Genomic DNA, 25,400 nt, shown 5'->3' with positions numbered 1-25,400 from the left:
ACAAATAAATAAGAATGGAGCTGAGTAAATGGCACATCAGAAAAAAGATGGCATGAATTATGCACCAAAAGGCATTGAGAATAAAGTAGTTGAGCCAGGTGAATTTAACGTAGGTATTACTGCTTTGGACCATGGACACATCTATGGGATGAGTAATGGTTTACTTGAATCTGGAGCAACATTGAAATATGTTTATGATCCAGATCCTGAGAAGGTAGCTGAGTATACGGAACAATTCCCAATGGTTGAAGTGGTGGATTCACTTGATACTATCTTAAATGATGAATCAATTAAATTAGTCGCAGCAGCTGCTATACCTAACAAACGTAGTGCATTAGGTAACAAAGTAATGAAAGCGGGTAAAGATTACTTTACAGATAAAACAGGGTTCACTACATTAGAACAATTGAATGAAACAAAAGAAGTTGTTAAAGAAACAGGACGTAAATATTTCGTCTACTTTAGCGAGCGTCTTCATGTTGAGGGAGCAGTTTATGCTGGTCAATTAATTAAAGAAGGACGCATTGGTGATGTGATTCAAGTAACTGGATTCGGCCCACACCGTCTTGATAAAGAAAAACGTCCAGACTGGTTCTTTAATAAAGAGGAATATGGTGGAATTCTAGCCGATATCGGAAGCCACCAGATTGAACAATTCCTATACTTTACAGGTAACGAGAACGCTAAAGTATTACATAGCAAGGTTGCAAATTATGCAAACCCTAGTACACCAGAATTAGAAGATTATGGTGATGCAACGTTAGTGGGTGATAACGGAGCGACTTTCTTCTTTAAAGTTCACTGGTTTACACCAGATGGATTACCTACTTGGGGAGACGGCCGTACGTTCATTACTGGAACGGATGGTTACATCGAGATTCGTAAATACGTTAACTTAGGTGAAGAAGAAGTATCTGGAGACCATGTGTACGTTGTTACACATGATGGTGTTGAAGAACATCATGTAGCTGGTAAAGTTGGGTTCCCATTCTTTGGTGAATTAATCCTTGATTCGATTAACCGTACAGAGAACGCAATGACACAAGAGCATATCTTTAAAGCACAAGAGTTGTGTTTAGTAGCTCAAGAAGAAGCACAAGTAATTAGATAGACGTAATTAAGCATTTTATGGCACTCTATTTTAATTAAATAAAATAGAGTCTGCCATTTATTATTTTTGGGGGGCAAAAAAGATGGGAAATAATGCTGTAAGTAAACATAACTTACCGAAATTTGGTATTAGAGATAAAATAGGATACGCTGCGGGGGATTTAGCTAATAATCTAACCTTTACAATGGCAAGTAGCTTCCTAATGGTTTTTTACACAGAAGTGTTAGCGATTCCAGCCGCAATGGTAGGAACGTTGTTCGTTGTTTCTAGAATTATAGATGCATTTACTGATGTTGGTATGGGGACCATCGTTGACCGTATGCCAGCGACAAAGAATGGTAAATTTAGACCATGGATTCGTCGTGTTGCGGGGCCAATTGCTATCGCGAGTTTCTTAATGTATCAAGCTGGTATGGCTGATGCATCATTAACTGCAAAAATTATTTATATGTATGCGACTTATATTTTATGGGGAAGTATTGGGTATACAGCAATTAATATACCTTATGGATCGATGGCATCTGCTATTACACCTGATCCAGCAGAACGTACAGAATTATCTGCATTTAGAACGATTGGAGCAACACTTGCACAATTATTTATTGGTGTTCTAGTTCCACTAATTATCTTTACACAGGATGCAAATGGTAACCAAGTTGTTCAAGATGGGTCAAGATTTACAATTATTGCAGGAGTATTTGCATTATTAGCAGTTGTGTTCTATATGATTTGTTATAACTTTACAACAGAACGTGTTCAGATTGACAAGCCAATTGTTGAAGGCGAGAGTAGAGTATCATTAGTAACAACTTTGAAGAGTATTTTGACAAGTCGTTCATTGTTAGCGATTACTGGATCATCTATCTTCTTATTGATGACGATGATTTTAATGCAATCAATGTATAACTACTTATTCCCAAATTATTTTAGAAGTTCAACTGCGATTTCAATGATTAACTTTATTAATCCAATTGGAACAATTATCTTAGTGACACCTATTGCGTCGTATTTGGGTCGTAAGATTGGTAAAAAAGAAGCTGCAATTATTGGTATGACTATCGGGTCGGCTCTAAACTTAGTGTTATTCTTTATGAAAACCGATAGTGTTGTAGTATTTATTGCTCTATCTTCATTAGCATTTATGTCATTAAATATCTTTAACGTATTAGTTTGGGCAACAATTACTGATGTTATTGATGACTTAGAAGTAAAAAATCATAACCGTGATGATGGAACAGTATATGCTGTAAACTCATTTGCGCGTAAGATTGGTCAAGCTTTAGCAGGAGGATTAGCTGGTTGGGCATTAACATTTGTTGGATATGAATCAGGTGCAGCTCAACAAACTCCAGAAGTGTTAACAGGTATCTATAATATTTCAACCTTAGCACCTGCTCTAGGATTCTTCGCATGTGCAATGATTTTACTGTTCGTTTATCCGTTATCTAAACAAAGAACATTAGATAACCAACAAACGTTAAGCGAAAGAAGAAATGGTTAATTCAATTTAATAAATTTGTAAACGATTAAATATATAAGATAAAATGGCAACTTTTTTGAAAAGTTGCTATTTTATTAAATAAAATATGGGTTAATTTTCCTATTAGGAAAGCATTAAGCTGTTGTATGATTAAATACAGAAGAAATAAGAATGTTCAGTTCATTTAATGATGTTGTTACGATATAATAAAATAGGAAGTTTCTTTTTAAGTTATATTGTTTCTAATTAAGAAAGTAGGGGTAAAATGGGGAAAGTGTTAGGGATTGGCGAATGTATGATCCGTCTATCATCACAACGAGGGCAACGACTATTGAATTCAACACAGTTAGATTTGACATATGGTGGTGCAGAAGCAAATGTGATGGCCAATTTAGCACAACTGAATCATAAAACAAAATTCGCTTCAAAGATTCCTGACAATAGTATGTCACATAATCTAGTCCGCCACTTTAGAGGTATGGGTGTAGATTGTGATGATATTGTCTATGGTGGACATCGCTTAGGAAGTTATTTTGTTGAAGTAGGAACAGGGTTACGTCCATCTTCAGTGATTTATGATCGTGCTTATTCTTCTATATCAATGATGGAAGATATTGAATGGGAAATGGATGAATTATTCGAAGACATAACGTTGCTTCATATTACAGGAGTTACGCTAGGATTATCGGAGAGATGGCATACTCTAGGCGTAGAGATAATCAAAGCTGCTAAAGAACGTGGTATTATTATAAGCTTTGATATGAATTATCGCCAGAAGATGTGGTCCCATGACGAAGCACGTGGGGTATACGAAGAAGTGTTGCCTTATGTAGATTTTTTAAATGCTGGAAAATTAGATGCGATTCATTTTATGGATATTGCTGAAGTAGAAGAAGAGCCGGGTTGCTGGCAATATTATATGAAACAAATTGCTGAGAAATATCCAAACATTAAATACTTATACGGAACGAATCGTCATATGACGACGCCGAATAGTTATGAAATGACTGGTTACATATGGGATACAGTGAATCAAGATGCTTATGAGTCTAAAGAATATAGAATGGATACAGTTGTGGATCGAATTGGTGCAGGGGATAGTTATGCTGCAGGTATTCTTCACGGGTTTATTCATCAAAATGACTTACAATCTGTGGTTGAATTTGGAATGGCAGCTTCTGTGTTAAAACATACGGTAAGTGGCGACGTCAATCTATTCTCGTTATCAGAGATTGAAGCATTCATGGTAAATACATCCAACGTTGTACGTTAGAGGCAATATAAGTAAAAAATTAACCAGAGTATAAAGGCGATTCAATGCCCTTATACTCTGGTTTTTTAGTATTTATTCGTTACTCAACCTCATCAATAGGGTGTGTAAAGAGATCTCCATCATAGGTTCGCTCATTAATGATTGATTGGCTATAAAAGTGATAGAAACGGTACTGTATAACCGCTGCTACAACGCCTAACAAGCTACCAATAATAATACCAAGAAAGCGTACTTTGAGTAATTCTGGCCAGATATAAGGATCGTTTAAAGTCATCTGTAATAAGACCATGTTAGTAACAAAAAAAATCGCAATTGAATAGTTCCGAGGCATAAAATATTCAACAATCATGTAAAATATTACAACAATGGTTATCTTTGTTAAAGCATTTATCGGAATCGATAGTAATAAGACTGCTGAGATTAACCCGCAGATTGTTCCAATAATACGTTGAAAGTTTCGACTAACAATTTGTAATAACGTATTGCCCTGTAAAATCGCAGAACAAGAGACAACAATCCAACTATATGCTCCAAGACCTAAAGCGATGTTGACATAACTAGCGAAGAACAATGCGGCTGCATAATAGAAACTATCGACAATAACCCGAGGATCTTGGCGAATTTTACTCATAATATTAGTGTTGAATCGTAGAGATTGTTTTGGCATGCCTTCTACTTTTAGTGTGACGTAGCCCATGATGACAGATATCACAACACCAAAGGTAACATACAAACTGAGCATAGGCATTTCTTCGAGTGGTAAAGGATTCGTTGAACCGGCAGCAGCTACTAGTATAATAAAAATATCGCCAGGTTTATCAATTTGAAATATCCTAAATAGCAATCGACTTCCGAAAGCTATCACACCGATAGTTAAAGGCGGTAGCCAAATAGATAAAGTGGAAATCATACCTAAAGCGTGACTCAATATAATACACATACCAACGAAAATTAGTCGCTTCATAATCCGATTTTTTTCGTTAGGTGAATAATGTAAAAAAGTAAAGACGCCGAGAGTACCTAAGCTATTAATAGAATAATTACCTAACATATACCCGGTAATATTAATCACTAAGATACATATTCCAGCTGAAATTAATCGCATTTTACTATCTTTAGGACGATTATAGTGGACAATACTATGTAACAACTCTTGCACTTGAAACAACTCCTTTATTTTCAGTTTCGCACACCCGGTGAGCATATATGATATATATTTTGTGTACTTATATACAATATGTCTATTATAACATGCGCCGTGAGGGGATATGGTAATATGAGAAAAAGAAATGTTGAATTATCAAGCTATAATTGATACATTCTAAGGACTATAACTATGTGAGAAAGGTATATTATGAACGATATTATTATTGAACATTCAAAGTTTGCTTATGAGGATATAAAAGGAATAGAATCAGTTTTCATTAATAATTACCCTGTCGTTTATATCCTATATAATAAAAGTGAAAATAAAACCCGACCGAAAGCTTATATAGGTCAAACAGTGCATGCACACCGGCGAATGAAGCAACATCTTGAAGACAAAAAGCGTAAACAATTAACCGATACGTTGCTCATTGGTCATGCGCACTTTAACCAGTCTGCTACGTATAATATTGAAACAAATTTAATTAATTACTTTATAGCTGATGAGCAGTTTAGTCTACAGAATATCAGCCAAACAACCCAAACTCAAATGCATAATTATTACCAAAAAGAATATTATAATGAAGAACTATTTGAAAATCTGTGGGAAGCTTTAAGAGTCAATGGCATAGCCAAAAGCTCGACAGATGTCCTGAAAAATAAGGATATCTATAAGCTTTCACCTTTCAAAGAGTTATCACAGGAACAATTGGAGTTAAAGCAGGAAATATTAGATTTTTGTAGAAAGAATTTAAGTACAAAGGATCATCAGGTTTTTGTTATTCATGGGGAAGCTGGGACGGGTAAAAGCGTTGTACTCTCTTCACTTTTTAATACAATTCAAGAATTATCAAAGGATAAATCATCCATATTATATAAGACCGATAATTATTTGTTGGTTAATCATGGTGAGATGATTAAAACGTATCAAAATATCGCAAATAGTCTTCCTCACTTGGCTAAGAACCGCTTTGAAAAGCCGACGACCTTTGTAAATAAATACACGGAAAAGCAAGCGGATATTGTCTTAGTAGATGAAGCTCATCTTCTATTATCAAACAAAGATGCCTTCAATAACTTTAATTATCAAAATCACCTTGAAGAAATTATCAAACGGTCCAAAATTACCATTGTGATATTCGATGATAAACAAGTTTTGCGAATGAAGAACCATTGGGATCGTGATCGGTTAAGTGAGATGTTGGATGGCTATCAATCTCACGAGTATAATCTCACGAATCAATTCCGTATGCTAGCTTCCCCGGAAATCATTCATTGGATAGACAGTTTTGTTCAAAAACAAGTTTTACACTTACCAGCGAATACGGAGAACTTTGACTTGAGAATCATGAAGAGTGCCAATGAATTGAAAGAATATATAAGAGAAGCGAATATAATGATGGGCTTGTCCCGCATTGTCTCGACCTTCGATTACTTACATAAAAAAGATGGATCGACTTATTATGTCGATGAAGAAGGGTTAAATATGCCTTGGAATACGACAGATTCCAGTATTACATGGGCAGAGCGACCGGAGACGATTGATGAAGTGGGATCAATCTATACTGTGCAAGGCTTTGATTTAAATTTTGTCGGTGTAGTACTTGGCCCTTCTGTTGATTATGATGAGGAAAAGAAAGAACTCGTTATTGCTGTCGAAAAATATAAAGATACAGGCGCTTTTAGTGGTGGTAATCGTTTTAGCGATATAAATGAGAGAAATAACCATAAAGAACACATTATCCTAAATTCGATTAATGTCTTAATGAAGCGTGGAGTGTATGGTTTGGCAATATATGCAGTCAATGAAAAGCTTCGAAATAAACTACTAAAACTACAAGAAGAAAGAGATGAATTAAATGAATAGTATAGACCGAGTCAATCAATTTCGTGATGAGCGCAACTGGCGTCAGTTTCACAATGAGAAAGATTTAGCTTTATCAATTACCTTAGAAGCGTCTGAGTTGTTAGAAGTATTCCAATGGAAAACAGCCGAAGAAGGTATTAAAGATATCGAGCAGATCAAAGATGAATTAGCGGATGTTTTAATCTACAGTTATATGTTAGCTGATAACCTTAATTTAGACATTGATGAATTAATTGAGCGAAAGTTAATTAAGAATAATGAAAAATACCCAGTAGCTAAGAGTAAAGATAAGAAGGATAAGTATACTGAATTGTAGTTAATGGATAAACTGATTTTGATGAAGCATTTGTTCGTTCGGTGTTAAGTAACTTGGGGTTTAATAAAATTCAACTTCAGACCCCATTAAAACAATTAAGTGGAGGAGAAGCGACTCGTGTCGCGATGGCAGAGATGTTTATTAAACCAACAAATGTCTTGGTCTTAGACGAACCTACGAACTTTATAGATGTCTTTACAATTGAGGCACTTGAGGTATTTCTTAAAAACTATCCTGGAACGGTTATATTCACATCACATGATGACGAATTTGTTAATCGTGTGGCTCAACAAATCTATAAAATTGACAATCAAACACTTCATCATATACTTTAAATGAGGTTCCATTGAGTAAACGAAAAGATTATGACTACTTTATAAGTGAAATATAATCTAAATGAGAAGGTTTTCGTAGTAAAATAGTAAGTTATAGGGGAGTGGGTGAAGATGATGAAAATGAAGACATTAACTAAATTAGCTTTAACTTTTTCTGGCATCGCTGTCGCAAGTAAAGCCTTTGATACGTCGATTCAGATTAAAAAATATCATGTAAAGAGCAGTAAAGTACATGATAATATTCGGATTCTATTCTTGAGTGACTTACATAATAATCAGTTTGGTGAAAAGCAAACAACATTAATTGAACACATTGCTGAACAAAAACCCGATATTGTGCTTTTAGGCGGAGATATCTATGATTATGTTGGTGATGTTCATCCAGCAACAGTGTTATTAGACTGGTTAGGGCGTCATTATCCGACATTCTATGTAACGGGTAACCATGAATTACGAATGAAGCACCTTGCAGGCTTTAAACGCTTAATCCGAGGGATGAATATTCAAGTGCTTGAAGGTGATAGTGTAGAAGTGCCAATTGGAAAGACAAGTGTAATTATTAACGGTGTGGATGATGCGCAAAATAAACGCTTATTCAGCAAGCAATTGAAGCGAGTTGGTAAGAATCTGGACACTAGATACGTTAATGTATTAATTAGTCATCGCCCTGAACAAGTTGAACGTTATGAAAAATATCCATTTGATCTCATTTTATCAGGACACGCACACGGTGGACAATTCCGTGTACCTGGTTTAATTAATGGTCTATATTCACCACAACAAGGCATCTTTCCAAAGTATGCTGGTGGAGAATATGAGTTAGCGAATGGGTCAAAAATGATTGTGAGCCGTGGTTTAATGGTTCAAAATCAACAATTTCCAAGAATCTTCAACCCACCTGAAATTGTAGTTGTCGATTTACATTGATAATAACGTCTAAAGCTTAGCCATATACAAAATGGCTAAGCTTTTTTATGTTTTACTATGGTAAACTATAAGTAAGACTGACGCATTTATTATATAAAGGAGATCAATATGAATTGGAAAAATGTTGGCGTGAGTATTCTACTGAGATCACTGACTTTACTTCCTATACTTTATTACTATTTGTATGCAAATCTACGATTAAATGAAATGGATAATGCGTATCGAATTATTGTTATGATTCTGGGGTTTTTTCTGATTATTCACTCAGCTATCTTGAATCAACTACGTCCATATTTGCCAAAAGCATTATTTACTCGACAAACATTAGTCACAACTGAAGATGTAGAAGGCTTCTTTACAAGACTTCTAAAGAGCTATTTAGGTAAAGCTTTAATTTGGGGAGGAATTTCCGGGTTATTACTGTCCTACCTTAGCCCGATTAATTATACATTTATTTTCGTCACAATAACTGTAATGCTCATTGACCGAACAATTGACGGAGAACAGAATATACGTCGTTATAATCAAGGGGAATTTAGAGAGTAGCTATAGTTAAATGAGGCAGGTTAAACATTTATAAACCAAACGAAAAAGCATGATTGAATAGGTAGTAGGTTATAAACCTTATCCTTTCGACCATGCTTTTTATGTTTTGGGGTTAGCTGGTAGAATGAGTAATAAGGCACTGTTACCTATCATATGAAAACTGGTATGGAAGTTAAGGCTCTGTTAGCTATCATATGAAAACTGGTACGGTAGTTAAGGCTCTGTTACCTCTCATATGAAAACTGGTATAGTAGTTAAGGCACTGTTACCTATCATATGGAAACTGGTATGGTAGGCAAGCCTTCGTTACCTATCATATGAAAACTGGTATGGTAGTTAAGGCTCCGTTACCTATCATATGAATTCTGGTATGGTAGTCAAGGCCTTGTTACCTCTCATATGAAAACTGGTATGGTAGTTAAGACCTTGTTACCTCTCATATGAAAACTGGTATGGTAGTCAATCCACCGTTACCCAATCATTTCGATATATTTGATACTGGTAGGATGATAAAGCCAATTCTTCTAGCAAAAACGATTAACCGGAAGAATGTAAAATATGGTTTCAGTTAACTTTATGCAATCCGATAACGCTGCTACATTCAAAAAAGGCATGACCAAGTTGGAGGGAGAGTCCCGCGCTAACTTGGTCATGCCTTAAATTATGTCATACTTTTACCGAAAGGTTCTATTATTCGCTTGATTCTTCAGAAGACTCTTCTGGTGCTTCTTCTGAATCAATTGAACTTTCTTCATCTGATGATTGGTCAGATTCTGCTTCATAAAATTCACTATCTTCTAATGGTGCAAAGATAACTGCTGCAGCTTGACGATCTCCAGCATCACCTGTTGGTTGAGTCTCATAATCATCTGCTTCTGTATGGATAATTAAAGTTGTTCCATCCGTTGAATTCAATGTGTTTTCACCTTCAGGATCTAGGGTTACATCAGGAATTTCAATGGTTTCACTCACGGTTCCATCTTCTCCAACCATTAAGTTTGGTAAGTCTCCAGCATGAGGACCTGTTTCTGAGTCGGTTCCATGTTCAACATCAGTAGGGTTGAAGTGGCTTCCTGCATCTTCAAATGTTGGAGCTGTTGCTAAACCAACTTCGTGAATATGCATACCAAATTCACCTTCTTCAAGACCTTCTAACTCTAATTCTACAGTAACTAATCCTTCTTGGTCTTCTCTGAACGTTGCTGTACCGATCACTTCTTCGTCTGAATTAATTACGTCTGTTTCAACTTCAAATGCATATTCTTCAGTTGACTCAGCTGATTCTTCAGTTGTTGCTTCTGACTCTGTTCCTTCAGTCGTTTCAACACTATCTGAGCTTTCTTCTGCAAAAATTGTCATAGTAGAAGGGTTGAATGCACTTAATAGTAAACCTGCACTTGTTAGTGTCACTAGTTTTTTAAAATTTTTCATGATATCAATCTCCCTTTTCTTATCTTATACACATGCTAACACGTTAAAAAATCACTGTCACTTAATATGCATTTGTATATTAAGTGGCAGTAAAATGACCTTTGCTGCAAATAAATAACATTACTTAGGGACAAAAAGTATCCTTAAATAATGTTGGGTAATCGATTAATTATTCTTATACTTAGTATATAAAAGTTCAAAGGCTTTTCGAAAAGCTGTTTCATCAGCGAGTATCTCATGAACTATTTTTAAGTTTTGGACGTTAGGTTCATAGCCTAACCATAATTTGATTCGACCAGAAGGGCCATACTTTTCCTTCATATGGGCGTATACTTGTTCGTAAGTAGCTTCTTTAACAAAATCAGGGTAATGATCCAAACTATATAGAATTGTTCGGCTAAGAAGACGTTCAAAATCTATATCACGGTCAGCTTCCGAGATAATCTTTCCATAAAGAGAACGAGGTTCATAAGGAAGGGAAGCACGGTGGTCCTCTGCAGCTTGCCCAATAATTTTAATCTCATTATCATTAAAAAATGTTCTTAAGACAAAATCAGATTCAATAATCTTCCGAGATGATGATTCATGTCCTTGGCGTCCAAACTTTAAGCCAATATCATGATAGGCAGCAACAGCATATACCATATTTAAACTCACCGCATAATTCTTCGCGATATCCAAGCTATTTTCGATAACTTGATAGACGTGATCTGGCTGGTGAGCACCATCATAGGCTTTGTATTGAGGAATTATATTTGCTTCAATATATTCAACTAATTTAGGATTTATCATATTAACACCTCAATTGATTTTTTGATAGTATACCATAGTTAGAATTAAATGTGCTAAAATTGGATTTAAGTAAAAATATTAGGGGAATAAGATGAGAATAGAAGAAAAAATAACTTTAGATGAGTCACTCATTGCTAGCGTGACAGAGTTAGAGGCGGTTATTCAAGAACATGACCAAACGTATCGGGATATTTATTTAGACAGTCGGTTTAACTTTGATCAATCAATGCCAGCTTTTCAGTTTGCTTGGCAGGAGGATGTATTAGTCGGATTTTTATCAATTTATGCAGATAATTCCGAAGAAGCAGAATTATCTGTTATCGTTCATCCAGAGTATAGACGACAAGGTATCGCAAAGGTGTTAATTGAAAATGCTAAAAGTATAGTACAAGCCTACGATATAGATAACATTGTTTATATTAGTGAAAGACGTTTTATAGAAGAAACAGCTTACTTACAAGATGCTTATCAAATTAATTGGGATGAGACTGAATATATTATGCAAGCTGATGAGAGGCTGGATAAATCGTTTGTAGAAGGTCAGATAAGTGTGCGAGAAGCGGTTATGAATGATGCGCATAATATTGCCTCGTTTCAATCAGAAGCATTCGATAGTTCATTCAAAGAGGCTATGACTTATGCAGAAGGTAGTATTGGTGACGCTGAACATGCTATCTATGTATTTTTGAATGAGGACGAGAAGATTGTAGGGTCGAGTTCTGTGAATATAACAGATGATTACTATTATCTATTTGGCTTAGCTGTAGATACTAAGTATCAAGGACAAGGCGTTGGTACGCAAGGAATCTATATAATGATGGAACAATTATCTAAACAATCGAAAAGACCGTTTCGTTTGTCTGTTGAGAAAGAGAATGAACATGCCAAGTATTTATATCAGAAAAATGGCTTTGAAGTTATATCAGAAGTAATCTATTTAAGTGAATAGAGGAGGTGCTTTATGGAATTGTGGGATTTATATAATCGCAGTGGCGTAATGTTGAAGACGGATCACGTTCGAGGAGAATTGCTTCCTCAAGGAGCGTATCACAAAATTATTAATATTATTGTGCAACACACTGATGGTGATTATTTAGTTATGAAGCGTTCAGAGGACAAGGCGAGTTGCGCGGGTGAATATGAACTGAGCGCAGGGGGAAGCACAATTAAAGGTGAAGACTTTGAAGAAGGTGCTAGGCGCGAGTTATGGGAAGAAACAGGCATACAAGCCGATGTCTTATATGAGATTAGTCCTGTGAATGTGTTGGAAGAGAAACATTATTTACAACGCGACTACTATTGTATAACTGATATTAAAAAAGACGCGATTCAGCTTCAAGAAGGCGAGACGCAAGGTTACCAGTGGATGAGTGAAGCCCAAGTGTTAGAAATTGCACACAAAGATAGCTTGGTACGCTTATCAGCTGAAGTCATCGATAAAATTAACGACATTAAGCAGAATAGATAAATACCGAGTCATGTAGCATATCTTAATTAATGTCACAATATCGTCATAATCTTCAAGTAAACTTCACACCATTCCCTTTGAATGATTGCTATAATTGGTATAACAAGCAATAGGGAGGGATTAGATGAGACGTATTCGTGATATTGTTTTAGCTTTATTATGTACGATAGCTATTATCAATGTAACAGCCCATGATCAATCGATGATGCTAGAGCAACCGGAATTAATATTGGCCCAAGAGTTGAATGAGTTTGAAGGAATCCCAGAAGAGATTCAAGGTGTCTGGTCGTATGAAGGTGACATGACGAGTCAGTCGGCTATCTTGCGTGGTAACCAAATGATAATAACTGATGATTACAATGGCTCAGTCTACTATACTATTGATATGACTCAAGTTGAAGAGAACTTTGAAGTGGATGGTATTGACGATAATTCAGAGAGAACACTTTATATTCTTAACACAAATATTAATGATTATTCAATGCGTTATGGTGAAGAAGAAGCAGCCATGACGACTGAAACCTTCTACTTTGTCTATGATGAGAATGAAGATATCTTAATCCCTCAGCCAGAAGTGACGTTTAACCGCAATGCTGAAGAAGAGCTTGCTTATATAATCCACGACAATATGATTACAGAACAACCAATTAACCGTGAACAATTACGTGAGGTCGATAGTCAATTTTTAGTCAATCGATATCACACTCATCAAGAAGCCGGTAGCGAAGATATATACTTAGAATTGTACCGAGATATTGCGAATGAATACCCTGATTTAAATCTATTGCGTAATGAGAACTATGAAACATACAGTGCAATTAGTTCGATTATTATCGCTAATTCAGAATTAACTTATGGAAGACTGAATCAAGCAGGACCCGATAAAGTCCTGTCACTATATCAAGAAGCTCAAAATAGTGCTAGCAGTGAAGATGTTGTAGTAAAAGAAATTTACCCAAGTATTGAAGCAGAAATCCAGGCATTCCATGACCGCCAATTAACGTATGAGAATTCATTGAGATATAGCGGAGAATAAGTTAAATATCCCCATCAGCAACAAAGCTGATGGGGATATTTGTATTTTATGATGAGGCTTAATCAAACAAAAGAAAATCGAGATCGTCAGGAACATCAGTTTCTAAATTGTAGACAACACCGTAGTCATCCTTAATATAAGTTGTATTAGTATTAGCTTCAAAACGTAATAGGGGAGTAGAAATATCATACATTGATACTTCCCATAAATTTCGATTGAACTTAATATTAGGCTCGTTGATATATATGACGTGTGGCGTCCTACCTTGTGCTGAATTGGATGAAAAATTGAAAGAAGCTAAATTTAGAATGCCTGGATTTTGTAAATCAAAGATAAAACGCCAAGTCTCCCCACCACTATTTGCTACGATATCTGCTGTTGCTCGATAAGCTTCAGCATAGTCAATACCATGTTTTTCATTGAATGAGCTCACTTCTGCATCGGTCATAGAGTTAAAATCAATATGATCATCTATATAAGTTTGGATATTACTTAGACGTGTCCGATTACTCAAATTAGTTGGATTCATGGTGGGTGAATTTTGGGTAATAACAACGACAGTATTATTTTTTTGATCAAAGTGAAAACCTGAAATAACTTGTGTTTCATCATCAGTTAGATAAGTCCCATCATAATCAAAGATTTGGGCTGAAACGATTTGAACCTGCGTAACGATTAAACTTAAAAGAATAATTAATTTTATTAACTTATTCATTTTGATTACCTTCTTCTAAGGTATAAACGATTCCGTACTCATCTGTGATACTATCGGTACTCTCGTTCATCTCAAAACGAAGAATCCGTGGGTCTCCCATAATGCCAACAATCCATAAATCTTGGGATTGTAGAATTTCAGGTTTTGAAATCAAAATATCACTATTGAAGTCAGAATCAATGTCCGATAAAGAATGCACTCCCGGAATTTCTTGAAAAGCGAGTTTCATTGCATCCTTACGAGTCATCCAAGGCTCTACTTTATCTGCTGCTTCTAGGAATAATTTTGAATAATCTATATCGTCTAATCCCCATTTTTCGCGCATATCATTTATTTCTTCAGCTGAGATAAATGGATCGATTAAAGCAGTATGATTTCCACTGTTTCTAATCTCTGATAAACGGCGAATATCTTCATTTTGACTCGACTGTTGAGTAAGAATAGTAATTGACTGCGACTCAGTATCGAAAGTAAACCCTCGTATCGCTTGGTCTTCATCGGTGAGATAAGTCCCTTCATACGGAAAATCTCCAAAACCATCATGTGCTTCAACTAATGAAATTGTAAAGAAATTTATCAAAAATATAACGGCTAACGTAACTACAGTACTGCGTGAAAATTTCATTTAAACCATCCTCCTTGGAATATATTGTTGACGAAATACTTTAGCAAATCTATACTTTCAGTAACAAAACAATTTTCAACTTCTTACTTATAGTATAATAGATATGATGATAGTAAAGTTAATTTATTCATAAACGATGTTTTTTCACTCATAATCAGCCTAAAGTAAAGGAGTGCACAATGAATTTCAATATTTTTCAATATATTGTACCAACTTATATTTTATACTCATTTTTCATTCAAAAGCCAAAAATAAATAAAGTAGTTTCAGGTTTTATATGTATCATCGTTGTTATAATCACAGCGCAATTAAATTTGAATTACCGTGAAGCTTTACAAACATTTTTAATATTTATGGTCTTTTTCGTATCGACTTACTGGCAGTACAGAACTGTTTCTATTAGTACTATATATAGTGCTTTACCTTTAATTATTTATTACATAGCTACAGAATCAATGAGCTATGTTCAACTACCTCATTTTTGGATGACAATTATAATTACTTTAGCTTTTATTAGTATTCTGACTTTCCTTACTCGACAACTTATAAAGTGGTTCTACAGATATTATATCAATGCAAAAACATTCATTTATATTATTATTTTGTGCATTTTCTTTGTTGTTTATTATGCTCAACTGATGAATCTTTTCGAGTATTTCTTACTCAATGATTCAATGCTTACTATATTTAGAAGTGTTTATTTATTCGCGAGTGTATTATTTGTTCTAGTACTTATATTCTTTCACAATAGCAGTGAGCAAATTCGAATGATTGAACAAGAAAAGGCTCAAGAAGAAGTTAATCAACAATATAATCAGTTGATTACAAGGCAATATGATGATGTTCGTCAGTTTCGTCATGATTATCAAAATATATTGCTTAGTCTTGATGGATTCATAAAAGCTGAAGAGTGGGATCAATTACGGGATTATTTTAAACGAGTCTTAGATAAACATGACATTCAAACAGATGATACCAATCGGCAATTAGGTAAACTAATTTACTTACAAAATGCTGACTTACGAAACTTAATCTATACTAAACTATTATATGCCAAGTCACGAGGGATTGTTGTGAACATTGAAGTGTCAGAAAGTATGTTTATTGAAACAGATGAAACATTATCATTGCCACGTATGTTAGGCATTATTTTAGATAATGCCATCGAAGAAGCGGCAGAAATTCAACATGGAGAGCTATCGGTTTCGTTAATCCAAGAAGAATTGGAGTCCCTAATAATTGTAGAAAACTCTTGCCGAGTAAATATTGAAAGTTTAGTTACATTAAAAGAAAACGGATATTCAACCAAAGGGGCAGAACGAGGGATTGGACTCTTTAACTTAGATAGACTAGTAGATAAGTCTATGATACTGCTTAATACTCAAATTAATGATCAGGTGTTTACTCAAGAGCTGATCATTCCAAGAGAGGTGATTTGATGCAATCTATTTATATTTGCGAAGATGACAAGAAGCAATTAGCCTATATGAGTGAAGTCATTGCTAATTACATTATGATTGAATCACTTGATATGGAACTCAGCCTGGCATCTGTGAACCCACTCATTCTTTTAGAAGCAATTAGGTCTGAAAAAGCTTCGAATGCAATCTATTTTCTTGATATTGATTTAAACCATGATATGAATGGTTTAGACTTAGCTAAAGAGATAAGAAAGGTTGATGACTTAGGTAAAATTGTATTTATAACTACACACGCAGAATTAGCTCCGGTTACTTTTCGTTATAAAGTTGAAGCTATTGATTACATAGTAAAAAAGACACCTGAAGAATTACAAAACCGAATAATAGAAATTTTGAATGTGATTGGTGAGAGACAACATTTAAATTCAGAAGTAAAAAGACAATATACATTTAAAGTAGGTAGTAAAATGCGCTCAATCGCTTTAGATAATATTATATATTTCGAAAGTTTATCTCAGCCGCATAAAGTGGCAATCATTACTACAAATGGACGTTATCAGTTCTATGAAAGTTTAAAGGCAATTGAAAAATCACATGAGGAATTTATCCGCGTTCACAAATCATTTATTGCGAATATAATGATGATTGAAAGTGTTAATCAAAAAGAAAAAATCATTACTTTTAAAAATGGTTTAACTTGTGATTTATCAGTAGCAAGAGCCAAAGAAGTACGTAAGCGACTAGAAGAAATGAGTATCAGACCATAAATAAGCACCGATAAATGCAGTTCTCCTGCATTTATCGGTGCTTTATTCTTTTATTCTTTAATTAAAAGCAGTGTTTAAAAGAGTGTTTAAAGTGATTAAAGTGTTTAACCAGTGTATTGAATACCTTCGATATCTAACAATTTCATCTTTACATTAATCCCACCATTATAGCCTGTTAACGAACCATTCTTTCCGATGATACGGTGACACGGAATAATAATAGAAATTGGATTTTGGCCAACAGCGCCTCCAACTGCACGAACTGCTTTAGGATTGTTTATATTTTCAGCCAACGCTCCATAATGAATAGTTCGACCGTAAGGAACATCAAGTAATGCTTTCCAAATTGACTGCTGAAAAGGTGTTCCATTTTGGATGTCTAACACTAAATCAAACTCATTACGTGATCCTTGTGTGTATTCTTGAAGTTGTTTAATCGATTCTGCATTTATAGATTCATCTTCTTGGATAGTAAACCCCTTAAATAGCTTTTCCAAAATCGTTATATCTCCATCATCTGGACTGACGTACGTTAAGCCGTTTTCTGTGGAAGCGACGGTATATAATCGGTCGAGCATTGGGAGAAAAGTATAATATAATATTTGACTCAAAGTAATTTTCCTTTCCATATAATACTCAGGTTATTTGTATCTCTATTATAACTCTATAATAATCATAATGAAATGAATGATAATTAAGTGGTGTATATGTTAAAATGATAATTCAAGCAAATTTCTGACGAGTTATCATTGCATAGAACAACCATTTAAGTTAAAGTAGAAATGGCGTGAAACACAAGTTTGTTTCACAAGACGACGTATTTAAAAGGAGACGGTTATGACAGTCGAAGAATTTATTCAATCCCTTAGTGATAAGGGTATTCAACTAAGTGAAAAACAAATTAATCAGTTTGAACAGTATTACCACCTGTTAGTCGAGTGGAATGAAAAAATTAATTTAACAGCAATCACAGCTAAGCCAGATGTATATTTAAAGCATTTCTATGATTCATTGATGCCACTTTGGATGGCGCCAGATTATTTCAAAGAGAATGCATCTTTATGTGATGTCGGAGCAGGGGCAGGTTTTCCAAGTATTCCAATGAAAATTGTGCGCCCGGACTTAGACATTACAATCGTAGATTCATTAAATAAACGCATCACATTTCTTAATCTGCTTGCAGAAGAATTGGAATTGACTGATGTGAAAGCTGTCCATGGACGAGCAGAAGAAGTAGGTCAAGATAAAGAGTATCGTGAGCAGTTTAATCTTGTGACAGCGAGAGCGGTTGCTTCACTAAACATCTTGAGCGAGCTTTGTTTACCTCTTGTTCAAAAGGGTGGTTACTTTATTGCACTGAAAGCACAAAGAGCTGACGAAGAGGTAGTTAAAGCGAAGAAAGCTATCGCATTACTTGGAGCGAAGTTTGAAGAACAAATAAGTGAAATGCTTCCGATTGAGGATAGTGAACGTGAAATTTTAGTGATAAGAAAAACACTAGAAACACCTAAGAAATATCCAAGACGTCCAGGTAAACCAGCAAAACAACCGTTATAACAAGGAGGAAAGCGCATGAGTAAAATGATTGCAGTCGGTAATCAAAAAGGTGGTGTTGGTAAAACAACAACTACAGTCAACCTAGGAGCTGCTTTAGCTACACTAGGTAAAAAAGTATTAATAATTGATTCTGATTCGCAAGGAAATGCGACGAGTGGTCTTGGTGTAGAAAGAAGTGCGCTGGATGCAAGTTTATATGAAGTACTTATTGATCAAGTTCCAATTAAAGATGTCATTGTTGAAACCAGTCAAGAAAACTTATCGATCGTACCCTCAAACATTCAACTTGCAGCAGCAGAATTAGAATTGGTTAACATAGAGAACCGTGAATCACGCATGAAAGAAGCAGTTGCTTCGATTCGCCTAAACTATGATTATATCTTGATTGATTGTCCGCCATCATTGGGTCAATTATCAATTAATGCATTCACTGCAAGTGATACAATTTTAATTCCAGTACAGGCTGAATACTATGCCTTAGAAGGACTAACGCAATTGTTAAACACAATTCGTTTGGTTCAAAAGACTTACAATCGTAATTTCCGCATCGAAGGGGTATTAATTACAATGCTTGATGCAAGAACGAATCTAGGTTTTGAAGTGATGGAAGAAGTGCGTAAATACTTCCATGAGAAAGTTTATAAAACAGTTATTCCACGTAATATCCGCTTATCTGAAGCACCTTCTTATGGACAATCGGTGATTGAATATGATCCACGTTCTAGAGGTGCCGAGATGTATGTCGAATTGGCAAAGGAAGTGATTAGTAATGACGAATAACAATCAACCACGTAAACGGGGCGGTTTAGGCCGAGGTATGGAAGCCTTATTCTCTTCATATGAAGAGACACCCGGTGAGAATGAAATTGTTGAAGAAATTCCATTAGATCAAATTCGTGCTAACCCTTATCAACCACGTAAAACATTCAATGAAAAAGCTTTAAACGAGTTAGCTGACTCGATTAAACAGTCAGGTGTATTTCAACCGGTCATTCTGAGACAATCCACAATCAAAGGATATGAATTAATTGCTGGTGAACGTCGTGTTCGTGCGAGTCGATTAGCTGGTAAAGATACGATCCCCGGTATTGTTCGTCAACTTAATGAAGAGCAGATGATTGAAATTGCTGTTGTCGAGAACTTACAACGTGAGGACTTAAGTCCTTTAGAAGAAGCTGAGGCTTATAACGTTTTAATGGAAAATCTTAACCTAACCCAAGCTCAAGTAGCTGAACGAATTGGTAAAAGTCGTCCGTATATCGCAAATTATCTCCGTTTATTATCATTGCCAGAAGAAATTAAGACAATGGTTGGAGAACAATTATCAATGGGTCAAGCGCGTACTATCTTAGGACTTAAAGATAAAAACCAACTCATTCCAGTCGCAAAGCGCGTAGTGAATGAGGGGATGACTGTTCGTCAACTTGAGGAATTAGTTCAATCTTTAAATGATACAGCGCCGCAAGAAGACGAAGATAAGGATAAGAAAGAAAAAGCAAAAAAACCATCGCATTTCGTTGCACTTGAACAAGAAATGCAAGAGTACTTCGGTACTGCTACGACGATTAATCAACGTGGTGAACGTGGTAAAATTGAGATTGAATTTTTATCCGAGTCAGACTTGATTCGAATACTAGATTTATTAAATATACATTTATAAGGAGTGGATAAGATGAATCGTAAAGAATTTGATAAACTCGATATTGTCGAAATGAAGAAACCACACGCATGCCAAACGAACCGTTGGCAGATTATCCGTATGGGTATGGATATTCGTATACAATGTATGAATTGTAATCATATTGTGACGATGACTCGTCGTGATTTTGAAAAGAAATTGAAACGTATCTTAGAAAAAGCAGAATAATTTTGAATAAAAGAAAGAGAGTGACTATATGGCTTTAACAGCTGGTATTGTTGGTTTACCTAACGTAGGTAAATCAACACTTTTTAACGCAATTACGAAGGCAGGAGTCGAAGCAGCAAACTATCCGTTCGCGACAATCGACCCGAACGTTGGAGTGGTAGAAGTACCTGATCAACGTTTAGTAGATATTACAGAAGTAGTAAAACCTAAGAAAACTATTCCAACAACTTTCGAGTTTACGGATATTGCTGGAATCGTAAAGGGTGCTAGTAAAGGTGAAGGTTTAGGGAACAAGTTTTTAAGTAATATTCGTCAAGTAGACGCAATTTGTCACGTTGTACGTTGTTTTGAAGATGAGAACATTACTCACGTTGACGGTAAAGTTGATCCACTTTCGGATATTGAAACGATCAACTTAGAGTTAATCTTAGCCGACTTAGAATCGATTGAAAAACGTTTAACACGTGTTCAAAAATTAGCGAGAACAAAAGATAAAGATGCTTTAATTGAAGCAGATATTCTAGTGCGTTTAAAAGATGCATTGGAAAATGATCAACTAGCTAATTCAGTTGAATTTACTAAAGAGGAAGAACCATTTGTTAAAGGTTTATTCTTATTGACTAGAAAAGACATGTTATATGTCGCAAACATTGGTGAAGAAGAAGTAAGTGATCCAAGTTCAAACCCTCATTTAGCGAAAGTAATCGAATTTGCTTCTGCTCAAGGAGCAGAGGTTGTTCCAGTATGTGCAAGTCTTGAAGAAGAAATTGCCATCTTAGATGACGAAGAGAAAGCTGTATTCTTAGAAGATTTTGGTCTTGAAGAATCAGGTTTAGACCGCTTAATTCAAAAAGCGTATACTTTATTAGGTTTAGGAACTTACTTTACAGCTGGAGAGCAAGAAGTACGTGCTTGGACGTTCAAAAAAGGCATGAAAGCACCTCAAGCTGCTGGAGTGATTCATACAGACTTCGAGCGTGGATTCATTCGTGCTGAGACAGTTTCTTATGATCATTTGATGGAATCACAAAGCATGGCTCGAGCGCGTGAATTAGGTTACTACCGTTCAGAAGGTAAAGAATATGTCGTTAAAGACGGCGACATCATGTTATTTAGATTTAACGTTTAGAATAGATAGTTAGGGGGGAAATTATGTCAGAAGATAACAAAAAAGAACTAGAAGAAAAAGACGTTGAAGTAACGGAAGTGATTAATGAAGAAATCGTTGAAGATACGGATGCGCCAATTGTAGAGGAATTGGATGAAAGAACTATTATTGCTGGCGTTGAGGCAAGTAAATTCGCGCAATTGACGAATAAAAACAAGCAATTCATGTTAAGTATTGATAAGAAATTATCGAATCAATTACACTATGAAGTACAGGAACGTGTCTATGTTGAGATGGTTGATACATTATTAGATGGACAAGCAACAGGGCAAACGGCTCGTCAAATCTATGGTACGCCAACTGAGACAGCGGAAGTCATTCTGGAACAAGAGTTTCCGAATCCTGAAAATGCTCCCGTTGAAAAATCACCAGACTGGCAAATTGCTTTAGACGGCGGACTGATGTTAGGTTCATTATTCACATTCATCACTGGTATTTCGATGTTGAATGCTGATGCGGGGACAGCGTCTGCTTTTATGGGATTAACAACACTAATTATTAATTATATTGTTGCCGGAATTGCGATGTTAATTACATCAAAAGTGATGCCTGATTTAGATGCACCAAAAGGTGAACGTCGATTATGGCGTTACTTCGGTGTGTCAATCGCAGCGATGTTTGGATGGTTCTTAGTCGTAAGTATGAGCGCTGTATTACTTCCATCTGTGATGAACCCAGTGTTTACACCAATAACTTATATCGTCATTGCAGCCGTAACATTTGGAGTGCGTTTCTTATTGAAGAGACAATTAAACATTCAAGGTGGCGTATTCTAGTCCATATTCGACCAATCAAGTTTAACTTGGTTGGTTTTTTTGAATAATCAATTATAATTTACGAACATTCAAGATGATTAAAAGAATTATGTTGGTGATTCGGTTGATAATACAAATAGAAAGTGGTAACTTAGTAAAAATATACAAAAGACAAATTTATAGGAGGATTTTAATGGACGCATGGAACACTAAATTTCAACGTGAAGGATATACATTCGATGATGTGATCTTAGTACCAGCCGAAAGTCATGTATTACCTAACGATGTTGATTTATCAGTAGAATTAGCCCCTAATTTAAAGTTAAATGTCCCAATTTTATCAGCGAGTATGGATACAGTAACCGAATCAGATATGGCCATTGCAATGGCACGTCAAGGTGGATTAGGGGTTATTCATAAGAATATGTCAATTGAAGCACAAGCTGACGAAGTTCGACGTGTAAAGCGTTCAGAAAATGGCGTAATTTTAGATCCATTTTACTTAACACCTCAACATATTGTTAAGGATGCAGAAGAGCTAATGTCACATTACCGTATTAGCGGTGTTCCGATTGTAAAATCTGAAATGGATTTAACCTTAGTAGGAATTATAACTAACCGTGATACTCGCTTCATCAATGATGATCAGGCTCAAATTGATACAGTGATGACGAAAGACGGATTAGTGACGGCATCTATCGGTACATCTTTAGAAGAAGCAGAACGTATTTTATTCGATCACCGTATTGAAAAATTACCGTTAGTAAACGACAAAGGCCACTTATCTGGCTTAATTACAATTAAAGATATTGAAAAAGTCATTCAATATCCAAATGCAGCTAAAGATAGCCATGGTCGTCTGTTAGTAGCAGCTGCGATTGGTGTAACGAATGATACATTTGAACGTGCTGAAGCGTTAATCAATCAACAAATTGATGCATTAGTTGTCGATACAGCACATGGACATAGTGCCGGTGTGATTCGTAAGATTAAAGAAATTCGTGATAAATACCCAGATGTTACAATTATTGCTGGTAACGTTGCGACTGCAGAAGGCACTCGCGCTTTATTTGATGTTGGTGTTGATGTTGTTAAAGTAGGTATTGGTCCAGGATCAATCTGTACAACACGAGTGGTTGCTGGTGTAGGCGTACCTCAATTAACAGCTATTTATGAAGCTGCAACTGCAGCCCGTGAATATGGTAAAGCAATCATTGCCGATGGTGGAATCAAGTATTCTGGTGACATTGTCAAAGCAATTGCTGCCGGAGGACACGCTGTTATGCTAGGAAGTATGTTAGCAGGAACGGACGAATCACCTGGAAACTTTGAAATTTACCAAGGACGTCGCTTTAAGACATACCGTGGTATGGGAAGTTTAGCTGCGATGGAAAAAGGTTCAAGCGATCGTTACTTCCAATCGAAAAACGAAGCGAACAAATTAGTTCCAGAAGGAATCGAAGGACGTGTAGCTTATAAAGGAAGCGCGCAAGATATTGTCTTCCAAATGCTTGGAGGCATGCGAGCTGGTATGGGTTATACTGGGTCCGCTAACTTGAAAGCTTTACGCGAAGAAGCACAATTCATCCGTATGAGTGGAGCAGGACTAATCGAGTCTCACCCACATGATGTTAATATTACAAAAGAAGCACCAAACTATTCTCGTGCTTAATACTTAAAGTTAATCAACAAGCATATAACTGACTTTGCTTCAGTTATGTGCTTGTTTTGTTTTATATGAATAATTTATTATCAGACTATGAACATTGTTTGACCTTTATATGAACATGTAAGCTATTACATGACATCAAATAGCATCATGTTATAATGAAGTTGTAGTTAAGAAAAAAGAAACCGACACGTAAAGAAGGGATTCGATAAAAATGATTCACAAAAAACGTCGGAACTTAAAATTTACAGCCACGTTATTAGCATCAATGATGGCACTCGGCTTTGGTCAAGTTCAAGCAAATGCACAAGATTTTGTTGGTCCTGAGCCAGGAGACGAAGCATACTTACCAGGATATTCACTTGTGGAGCAATATTTCCCAAGTGTTGATGCAGCGGTTGAATATGCTAACGCTAACTTCAATATTGATATTCATGCTGATTTTTATGTCACTATGGATGAGAATGGTGCCTATGTCTACTATGAACTATTAGATGATGTAGAGGAACCAGAAGAACCAGAAATTCCTGAAGATAATATGTATGTTGTTCAACCGGGTGATTATCTATACCGTATCGCTAATGAGTTTAATATTACGGTTCAAGATATTATCGATTGGAACAATTTAGAAAGTGAGTTTTTAAACGTAGGACAAGTATTAATCATCGCTGACCCAGATGGCGGTGAAGTTCCAGAAGAACCAGACCCCGAACCTGAAGAGCTAGAAGATAACATCTACGTAGTTCAAGCCGGTGATTATTTATATCGAATAGCAAGTGAATTTGGTATAACTGTAGATGAGCTAATCACATGGAACAGCTTAGAAAGTAATAGTTTATACATAGGACAAGAATTAATTGTTGTTAATCCAGATGGTGAGGTAGAGGAGCCAAACCCTGAGGACCCAGAAGATATTATCTATGTGGTTCAATCAGGCGATTACTTATACCGTATCGCTTCTGAGTTTGACGTCACTGTTCAAGATATTATTGAATGGAACAATTTAGAAAATGATTCCTTACAAGTTGGAGACGAATTAGTCATCAGACAATAAATGTTCATACCGAAGAAGTGAATAAACAGTGATTAACCACTAGTGGGATGTGCTCAATGTGGACCTACCTAAGG

General features: G+C 35.7%; 27 protein-coding genes. 21 read left to right on the top strand and 6 right to left on the bottom strand.

Features of this window, described 5'->3' with window-relative positions:
* Nucleotides 1-28: 28 nt before the first annotated feature.
* The 3 genes from HYQ40_09070 (at nucleotide 29) to HYQ40_09060 (ending at nucleotide 3,864) form a co-directional block, all read left to right on the top strand.
* The gene (locus HYQ40_09070; protein MBZ6527928.1) at nucleotides 29-1,111 is read left to right on the top strand and encodes a Gfo/Idh/MocA family oxidoreductase; all 1,083 of its coding nucleotides are present in this window, start codon (nucleotides 29-31) and stop codon (nucleotides 1,109-1,111) included.
* A gap of 82 nt (nucleotides 1,112-1,193) precedes the next feature.
* Nucleotides 1,194-2,612 (top strand): MFS transporter, encoded by a 1,419-nt coding sequence (locus tag HYQ40_09065; GenBank protein MBZ6527927.1) that lies wholly within the window; start codon nucleotides 1,194-1,196, stop codon nucleotides 2,610-2,612.
* A gap of 244 nt (nucleotides 2,613-2,856) precedes the next feature.
* Entirely contained in the window at nucleotides 2,857-3,864 is a 1,008-nt protein-coding gene (locus HYQ40_09060) for a sugar kinase (protein MBZ6527926.1), read from the top strand.
* A 79-nt stretch (nucleotides 3,865-3,943) separates the two neighbouring features.
* On the opposite strand, the gene HYQ40_09055 is transcribed toward HYQ40_09060, so the two are convergent.
* Nucleotides 3,944-5,023 carry an FUSC family protein gene (locus tag HYQ40_09055; protein MBZ6527925.1) on the bottom strand — a complete coding sequence of 360 codons (1,080 nt, stop codon included), beginning with the start codon at nucleotides 5,021-5,023 and terminating at the stop codon, nucleotides 3,944-3,946.
* 195 nt (nucleotides 5,024-5,218) lie between these two features.
* On the opposite strand from HYQ40_09055, the gene HYQ40_09050 reads away from it, so the two are divergent.
* The 5 genes from HYQ40_09050 to HYQ40_09030 all read left to right on the top strand — a co-directional run bounded on the left by HYQ40_09050 (nucleotide 5,219) and on the right by HYQ40_09030 (nucleotide 9,001).
* The gene (locus HYQ40_09050) at nucleotides 5,219-6,877 is read left to right on the top strand and encodes a DUF2075 domain-containing protein (protein MBZ6527924.1); all 1,659 of its coding nucleotides are present in this window, start codon (nucleotides 5,219-5,221) and stop codon (nucleotides 6,875-6,877) included.
* Nucleotides 6,870-7,193: a nucleotide pyrophosphohydrolase gene (locus HYQ40_09045; GenBank protein ID MBZ6527923.1), complete on the top strand. Its 324-nt coding sequence runs from the start codon at nucleotides 6,870-6,872 to the stop codon at nucleotides 7,191-7,193. Before HYQ40_09050 ends, HYQ40_09045 begins: the two co-directional genes overlap by 8 nt.
* Nucleotides 7,194-7,234: 41 nt before the next feature.
* On the top strand, nucleotides 7,235-7,528 hold the full coding sequence (locus HYQ40_09040; GenBank protein MBZ6527922.1) for an ATP-binding cassette domain-containing protein: 294 nt from the start codon (nucleotides 7,235-7,237) through the stop codon (nucleotides 7,526-7,528).
* 111 nt (nucleotides 7,529-7,639) lie between these two features.
* Nucleotides 7,640-8,455, top strand: a complete 816-nt coding sequence (locus HYQ40_09035) for a metallophosphoesterase (protein MBZ6527921.1) — start codon at nucleotides 7,640-7,642, stop codon at nucleotides 8,453-8,455.
* A gap of 108 nt (nucleotides 8,456-8,563) precedes the next feature.
* Entirely contained in the window at nucleotides 8,564-9,001 is a 438-nt protein-coding gene (locus tag HYQ40_09030; protein MBZ6527920.1) for a hypothetical protein, read from the top strand.
* A 690-nt stretch (nucleotides 9,002-9,691) separates the two neighbouring features.
* Here HYQ40_09030 and HYQ40_09025 read toward each other — a convergent pair.
* On the bottom strand, nucleotides 9,692-10,432 hold the full coding sequence (locus tag HYQ40_09025; protein ID MBZ6527919.1) for a superoxide dismutase family protein: 741 nt from the start codon (nucleotides 10,430-10,432) through the stop codon (nucleotides 9,692-9,694).
* A 165-nt stretch (nucleotides 10,433-10,597) separates the two neighbouring features.
* Complete coding sequence (locus HYQ40_09020) at nucleotides 10,598-11,224, bottom strand: HD domain-containing protein (GenBank protein ID MBZ6527918.1); 627 nt, start codon at nucleotides 11,222-11,224, stop codon at nucleotides 10,598-10,600.
* 91 nt (nucleotides 11,225-11,315) lie between these two features.
* On the opposite strand from HYQ40_09020, the gene HYQ40_09015 reads away from it, so the two are divergent.
* The 3 genes from HYQ40_09015 (at nucleotide 11,316) to HYQ40_09005 (ending at nucleotide 13,728) form a co-directional block, all read left to right on the top strand.
* On the top strand, nucleotides 11,316-12,173 hold the full coding sequence (locus HYQ40_09015; GenBank protein ID MBZ6527917.1) for a GNAT family N-acetyltransferase: 858 nt from the start codon (nucleotides 11,316-11,318) through the stop codon (nucleotides 12,171-12,173).
* 12 nt (nucleotides 12,174-12,185) lie between these two features.
* On the top strand, nucleotides 12,186-12,692 hold the full coding sequence (locus HYQ40_09010) for an NUDIX hydrolase (protein MBZ6527916.1): 507 nt from the start codon (nucleotides 12,186-12,188) through the stop codon (nucleotides 12,690-12,692).
* A gap of 124 nt (nucleotides 12,693-12,816) precedes the next feature.
* Nucleotides 12,817-13,728 carry a hypothetical protein gene (locus tag HYQ40_09005; GenBank protein MBZ6527915.1) on the top strand — a complete coding sequence of 304 codons (912 nt, stop codon included), beginning with the start codon at nucleotides 12,817-12,819 and terminating at the stop codon, nucleotides 13,726-13,728.
* 58 nt (nucleotides 13,729-13,786) lie between these two features.
* On the opposite strand, the gene HYQ40_09000 is transcribed toward HYQ40_09005, so the two are convergent.
* Both HYQ40_09000 and HYQ40_08995 read right to left on the bottom strand, forming a co-directional pair.
* Nucleotides 13,787-14,443, bottom strand: coding sequence for a hypothetical protein (locus HYQ40_09000; GenBank protein ID MBZ6527914.1), 657 nt, complete (start codon nucleotides 14,441-14,443; stop codon nucleotides 13,787-13,789).
* Nucleotides 14,436-15,068 carry a hypothetical protein gene (locus HYQ40_08995; protein MBZ6527913.1) on the bottom strand — a complete coding sequence of 211 codons (633 nt, stop codon included), beginning with the start codon at nucleotides 15,066-15,068 and terminating at the stop codon, nucleotides 14,436-14,438. The genes HYQ40_09000 and HYQ40_08995 overlap by 8 nt, the downstream gene beginning before the upstream one ends.
* Before the next feature lie 179 nt (nucleotides 15,069-15,247).
* Here HYQ40_08995 and HYQ40_08990 point away from each other — a divergent pair, with 179 nt between their 5' ends.
* Nucleotides 15,248-16,507 (top strand): GHKL domain-containing protein, encoded by a 1,260-nt coding sequence (locus HYQ40_08990; GenBank protein MBZ6527912.1) that lies wholly within the window; start codon nucleotides 15,248-15,250, stop codon nucleotides 16,505-16,507.
* Nucleotides 16,507-17,256, top strand: coding sequence for a response regulator transcription factor (locus HYQ40_08985; protein MBZ6527911.1), 750 nt, complete (start codon nucleotides 16,507-16,509; stop codon nucleotides 17,254-17,256). The genes HYQ40_08990 and HYQ40_08985 overlap by 1 nt, the downstream gene beginning before the upstream one ends.
* Before the next feature lie 104 nt (nucleotides 17,257-17,360).
* On the opposite strand, the gene HYQ40_08980 is transcribed toward HYQ40_08985, so the two are convergent.
* Nucleotides 17,361-17,885 (bottom strand): methylated-DNA--[protein]-cysteine S-methyltransferase, encoded by a 525-nt coding sequence (locus HYQ40_08980; GenBank protein MBZ6527910.1) that lies wholly within the window; start codon nucleotides 17,883-17,885, stop codon nucleotides 17,361-17,363.
* 208 nt (nucleotides 17,886-18,093) lie between these two features.
* Here HYQ40_08980 and rsmG point away from each other — a divergent pair, with 208 nt between their 5' ends.
* The 8 genes from rsmG (at nucleotide 18,094) to HYQ40_08940 (ending at nucleotide 25,326) form a co-directional block, all read left to right on the top strand.
* Nucleotides 18,094-18,813, top strand: a complete 720-nt coding sequence (gene rsmG, locus HYQ40_08975) for a 16S rRNA (guanine(527)-N(7))-methyltransferase RsmG (protein ID MBZ6527909.1) — start codon at nucleotides 18,094-18,096, stop codon at nucleotides 18,811-18,813.
* A 15-nt stretch (nucleotides 18,814-18,828) separates the two neighbouring features.
* Nucleotides 18,829-19,593: a ParA family protein gene (locus HYQ40_08970; GenBank protein MBZ6527908.1), complete on the top strand. Its 765-nt coding sequence runs from the start codon at nucleotides 18,829-18,831 to the stop codon at nucleotides 19,591-19,593.
* Nucleotides 19,583-20,473 (top strand): ParB/RepB/Spo0J family partition protein, encoded by an 891-nt coding sequence (locus tag HYQ40_08965; GenBank protein ID MBZ6527907.1) that lies wholly within the window; start codon nucleotides 19,583-19,585, stop codon nucleotides 20,471-20,473. The genes HYQ40_08970 and HYQ40_08965 overlap by 11 nt, the downstream gene beginning before the upstream one ends.
* A 12-nt stretch (nucleotides 20,474-20,485) precedes the next feature.
* Complete coding sequence (locus HYQ40_08960) at nucleotides 20,486-20,680, top strand: DUF951 domain-containing protein (protein ID MBZ6527906.1); 195 nt, start codon at nucleotides 20,486-20,488, stop codon at nucleotides 20,678-20,680.
* 28 nt (nucleotides 20,681-20,708) lie between these two features.
* Nucleotides 20,709-21,809 carry a redox-regulated ATPase YchF gene (ychF, locus tag HYQ40_08955; protein ID MBZ6527905.1) on the top strand — a complete coding sequence of 367 codons (1,101 nt, stop codon included), beginning with the start codon at nucleotides 20,709-20,711 and terminating at the stop codon, nucleotides 21,807-21,809.
* A gap of 23 nt (nucleotides 21,810-21,832) precedes the next feature.
* On the top strand, nucleotides 21,833-22,624 hold the full coding sequence (locus tag HYQ40_08950; protein MBZ6527904.1) for a DUF1129 family protein: 792 nt from the start codon (nucleotides 21,833-21,835) through the stop codon (nucleotides 22,622-22,624).
* Between the two features lie 172 nt (nucleotides 22,625-22,796).
* Entirely contained in the window at nucleotides 22,797-24,275 is a 1,479-nt protein-coding gene (guaB, locus tag HYQ40_08945; protein ID MBZ6527903.1) for an IMP dehydrogenase, read from the top strand.
* Nucleotides 24,276-24,486: 211 nt separating this feature from the next.
* Entirely contained in the window at nucleotides 24,487-25,326 is an 840-nt protein-coding gene (locus tag HYQ40_08940) for a LysM peptidoglycan-binding domain-containing protein (GenBank protein MBZ6527902.1), read from the top strand.
* The last annotated feature ends 74 nt before the right edge of the window (nucleotides 25,327-25,400 follow it).

Source organism: Aerococcaceae bacterium DSM 111021, assembly GCA_020112395.1.
Classification (GTDB): domain Bacteria; phylum Bacillota; class Bacilli; order Lactobacillales; family Aerococcaceae; genus Ruoffia.
The sequence above is the reverse complement of the archived record's forward strand: the minus strand, read 5'-3'. Positions and strand labels throughout refer to the sequence as shown.

Coding starts and splice junctions, on each gene's coding strand:
- HYQ40_09070 (MBZ6527928.1), top strand. CDS start 29: ATGGCACATCAGAAAAAAGATGGCATGAATTATGCACCAAAAGGCATT.
- HYQ40_09065 (MBZ6527927.1), top strand. CDS start 1,194: ATGGGAAATAATGCTGTAAGTAAACATAACTTACCGAAATTTGGTATT.
- HYQ40_09060 (MBZ6527926.1), top strand. CDS start 2,857: ATGGGGAAAGTGTTAGGGATTGGCGAATGTATGATCCGTCTATCATCA.
- HYQ40_09050 (MBZ6527924.1), top strand. CDS start 5,219: ATGAACGATATTATTATTGAACATTCAAAGTTTGCTTATGAGGATATA.
- HYQ40_09045 (MBZ6527923.1), top strand. CDS start 6,870: ATGAATAGTATAGACCGAGTCAATCAATTTCGTGATGAGCGCAACTGG.
- HYQ40_09035 (MBZ6527921.1), top strand. CDS start 7,640: ATGATGAAAATGAAGACATTAACTAAATTAGCTTTAACTTTTTCTGGC.
- HYQ40_09030 (MBZ6527920.1), top strand. CDS start 8,564: ATGAATTGGAAAAATGTTGGCGTGAGTATTCTACTGAGATCACTGACT.
- HYQ40_09025 (MBZ6527919.1), bottom strand. CDS start 10,432: ATGAAAAATTTTAAAAAACTAGTGACACTAACAAGTGCAGGTTTACTA.
- HYQ40_09020 (MBZ6527918.1), bottom strand. CDS start 11,224: ATGATAAATCCTAAATTAGTTGAATATATTGAAGCAAATATAATTCCT.
- HYQ40_09015 (MBZ6527917.1), top strand. CDS start 11,316: ATGAGAATAGAAGAAAAAATAACTTTAGATGAGTCACTCATTGCTAGC.
- HYQ40_09010 (MBZ6527916.1), top strand. CDS start 12,186: ATGGAATTGTGGGATTTATATAATCGCAGTGGCGTAATGTTGAAGACG.
- HYQ40_09005 (MBZ6527915.1), top strand. CDS start 12,817: ATGAGACGTATTCGTGATATTGTTTTAGCTTTATTATGTACGATAGCT.
- HYQ40_09000 (MBZ6527914.1), bottom strand. CDS start 14,443: ATGAATAAGTTAATAAAATTAATTATTCTTTTAAGTTTAATCGTTACG.
- HYQ40_08995 (MBZ6527913.1), bottom strand. CDS start 15,068: ATGAAATTTTCACGCAGTACTGTAGTTACGTTAGCCGTTATATTTTTG.
- HYQ40_08990 (MBZ6527912.1), top strand. CDS start 15,248: ATGAATTTCAATATTTTTCAATATATTGTACCAACTTATATTTTATAC.
- HYQ40_08985 (MBZ6527911.1), top strand. CDS start 16,507: ATGCAATCTATTTATATTTGCGAAGATGACAAGAAGCAATTAGCCTAT.
- HYQ40_08980 (MBZ6527910.1), bottom strand. CDS start 17,885: ATGGAAAGGAAAATTACTTTGAGTCAAATATTATATTATACTTTTCTC.
- rsmG (MBZ6527909.1), top strand. CDS start 18,094: ATGACAGTCGAAGAATTTATTCAATCCCTTAGTGATAAGGGTATTCAA.
- HYQ40_08970 (MBZ6527908.1), top strand. CDS start 18,829: ATGAGTAAAATGATTGCAGTCGGTAATCAAAAAGGTGGTGTTGGTAAA.
- HYQ40_08965 (MBZ6527907.1), top strand. CDS start 19,583: ATGACGAATAACAATCAACCACGTAAACGGGGCGGTTTAGGCCGAGGT.
- HYQ40_08960 (MBZ6527906.1), top strand. CDS start 20,486: ATGAATCGTAAAGAATTTGATAAACTCGATATTGTCGAAATGAAGAAA.
- ychF (MBZ6527905.1), top strand. CDS start 20,709: ATGGCTTTAACAGCTGGTATTGTTGGTTTACCTAACGTAGGTAAATCA.
- HYQ40_08950 (MBZ6527904.1), top strand. CDS start 21,833: ATGTCAGAAGATAACAAAAAAGAACTAGAAGAAAAAGACGTTGAAGTA.
- guaB (MBZ6527903.1), top strand. CDS start 22,797: ATGGACGCATGGAACACTAAATTTCAACGTGAAGGATATACATTCGAT.
- HYQ40_08940 (MBZ6527902.1), top strand. CDS start 24,487: ATGATTCACAAAAAACGTCGGAACTTAAAATTTACAGCCACGTTATTA.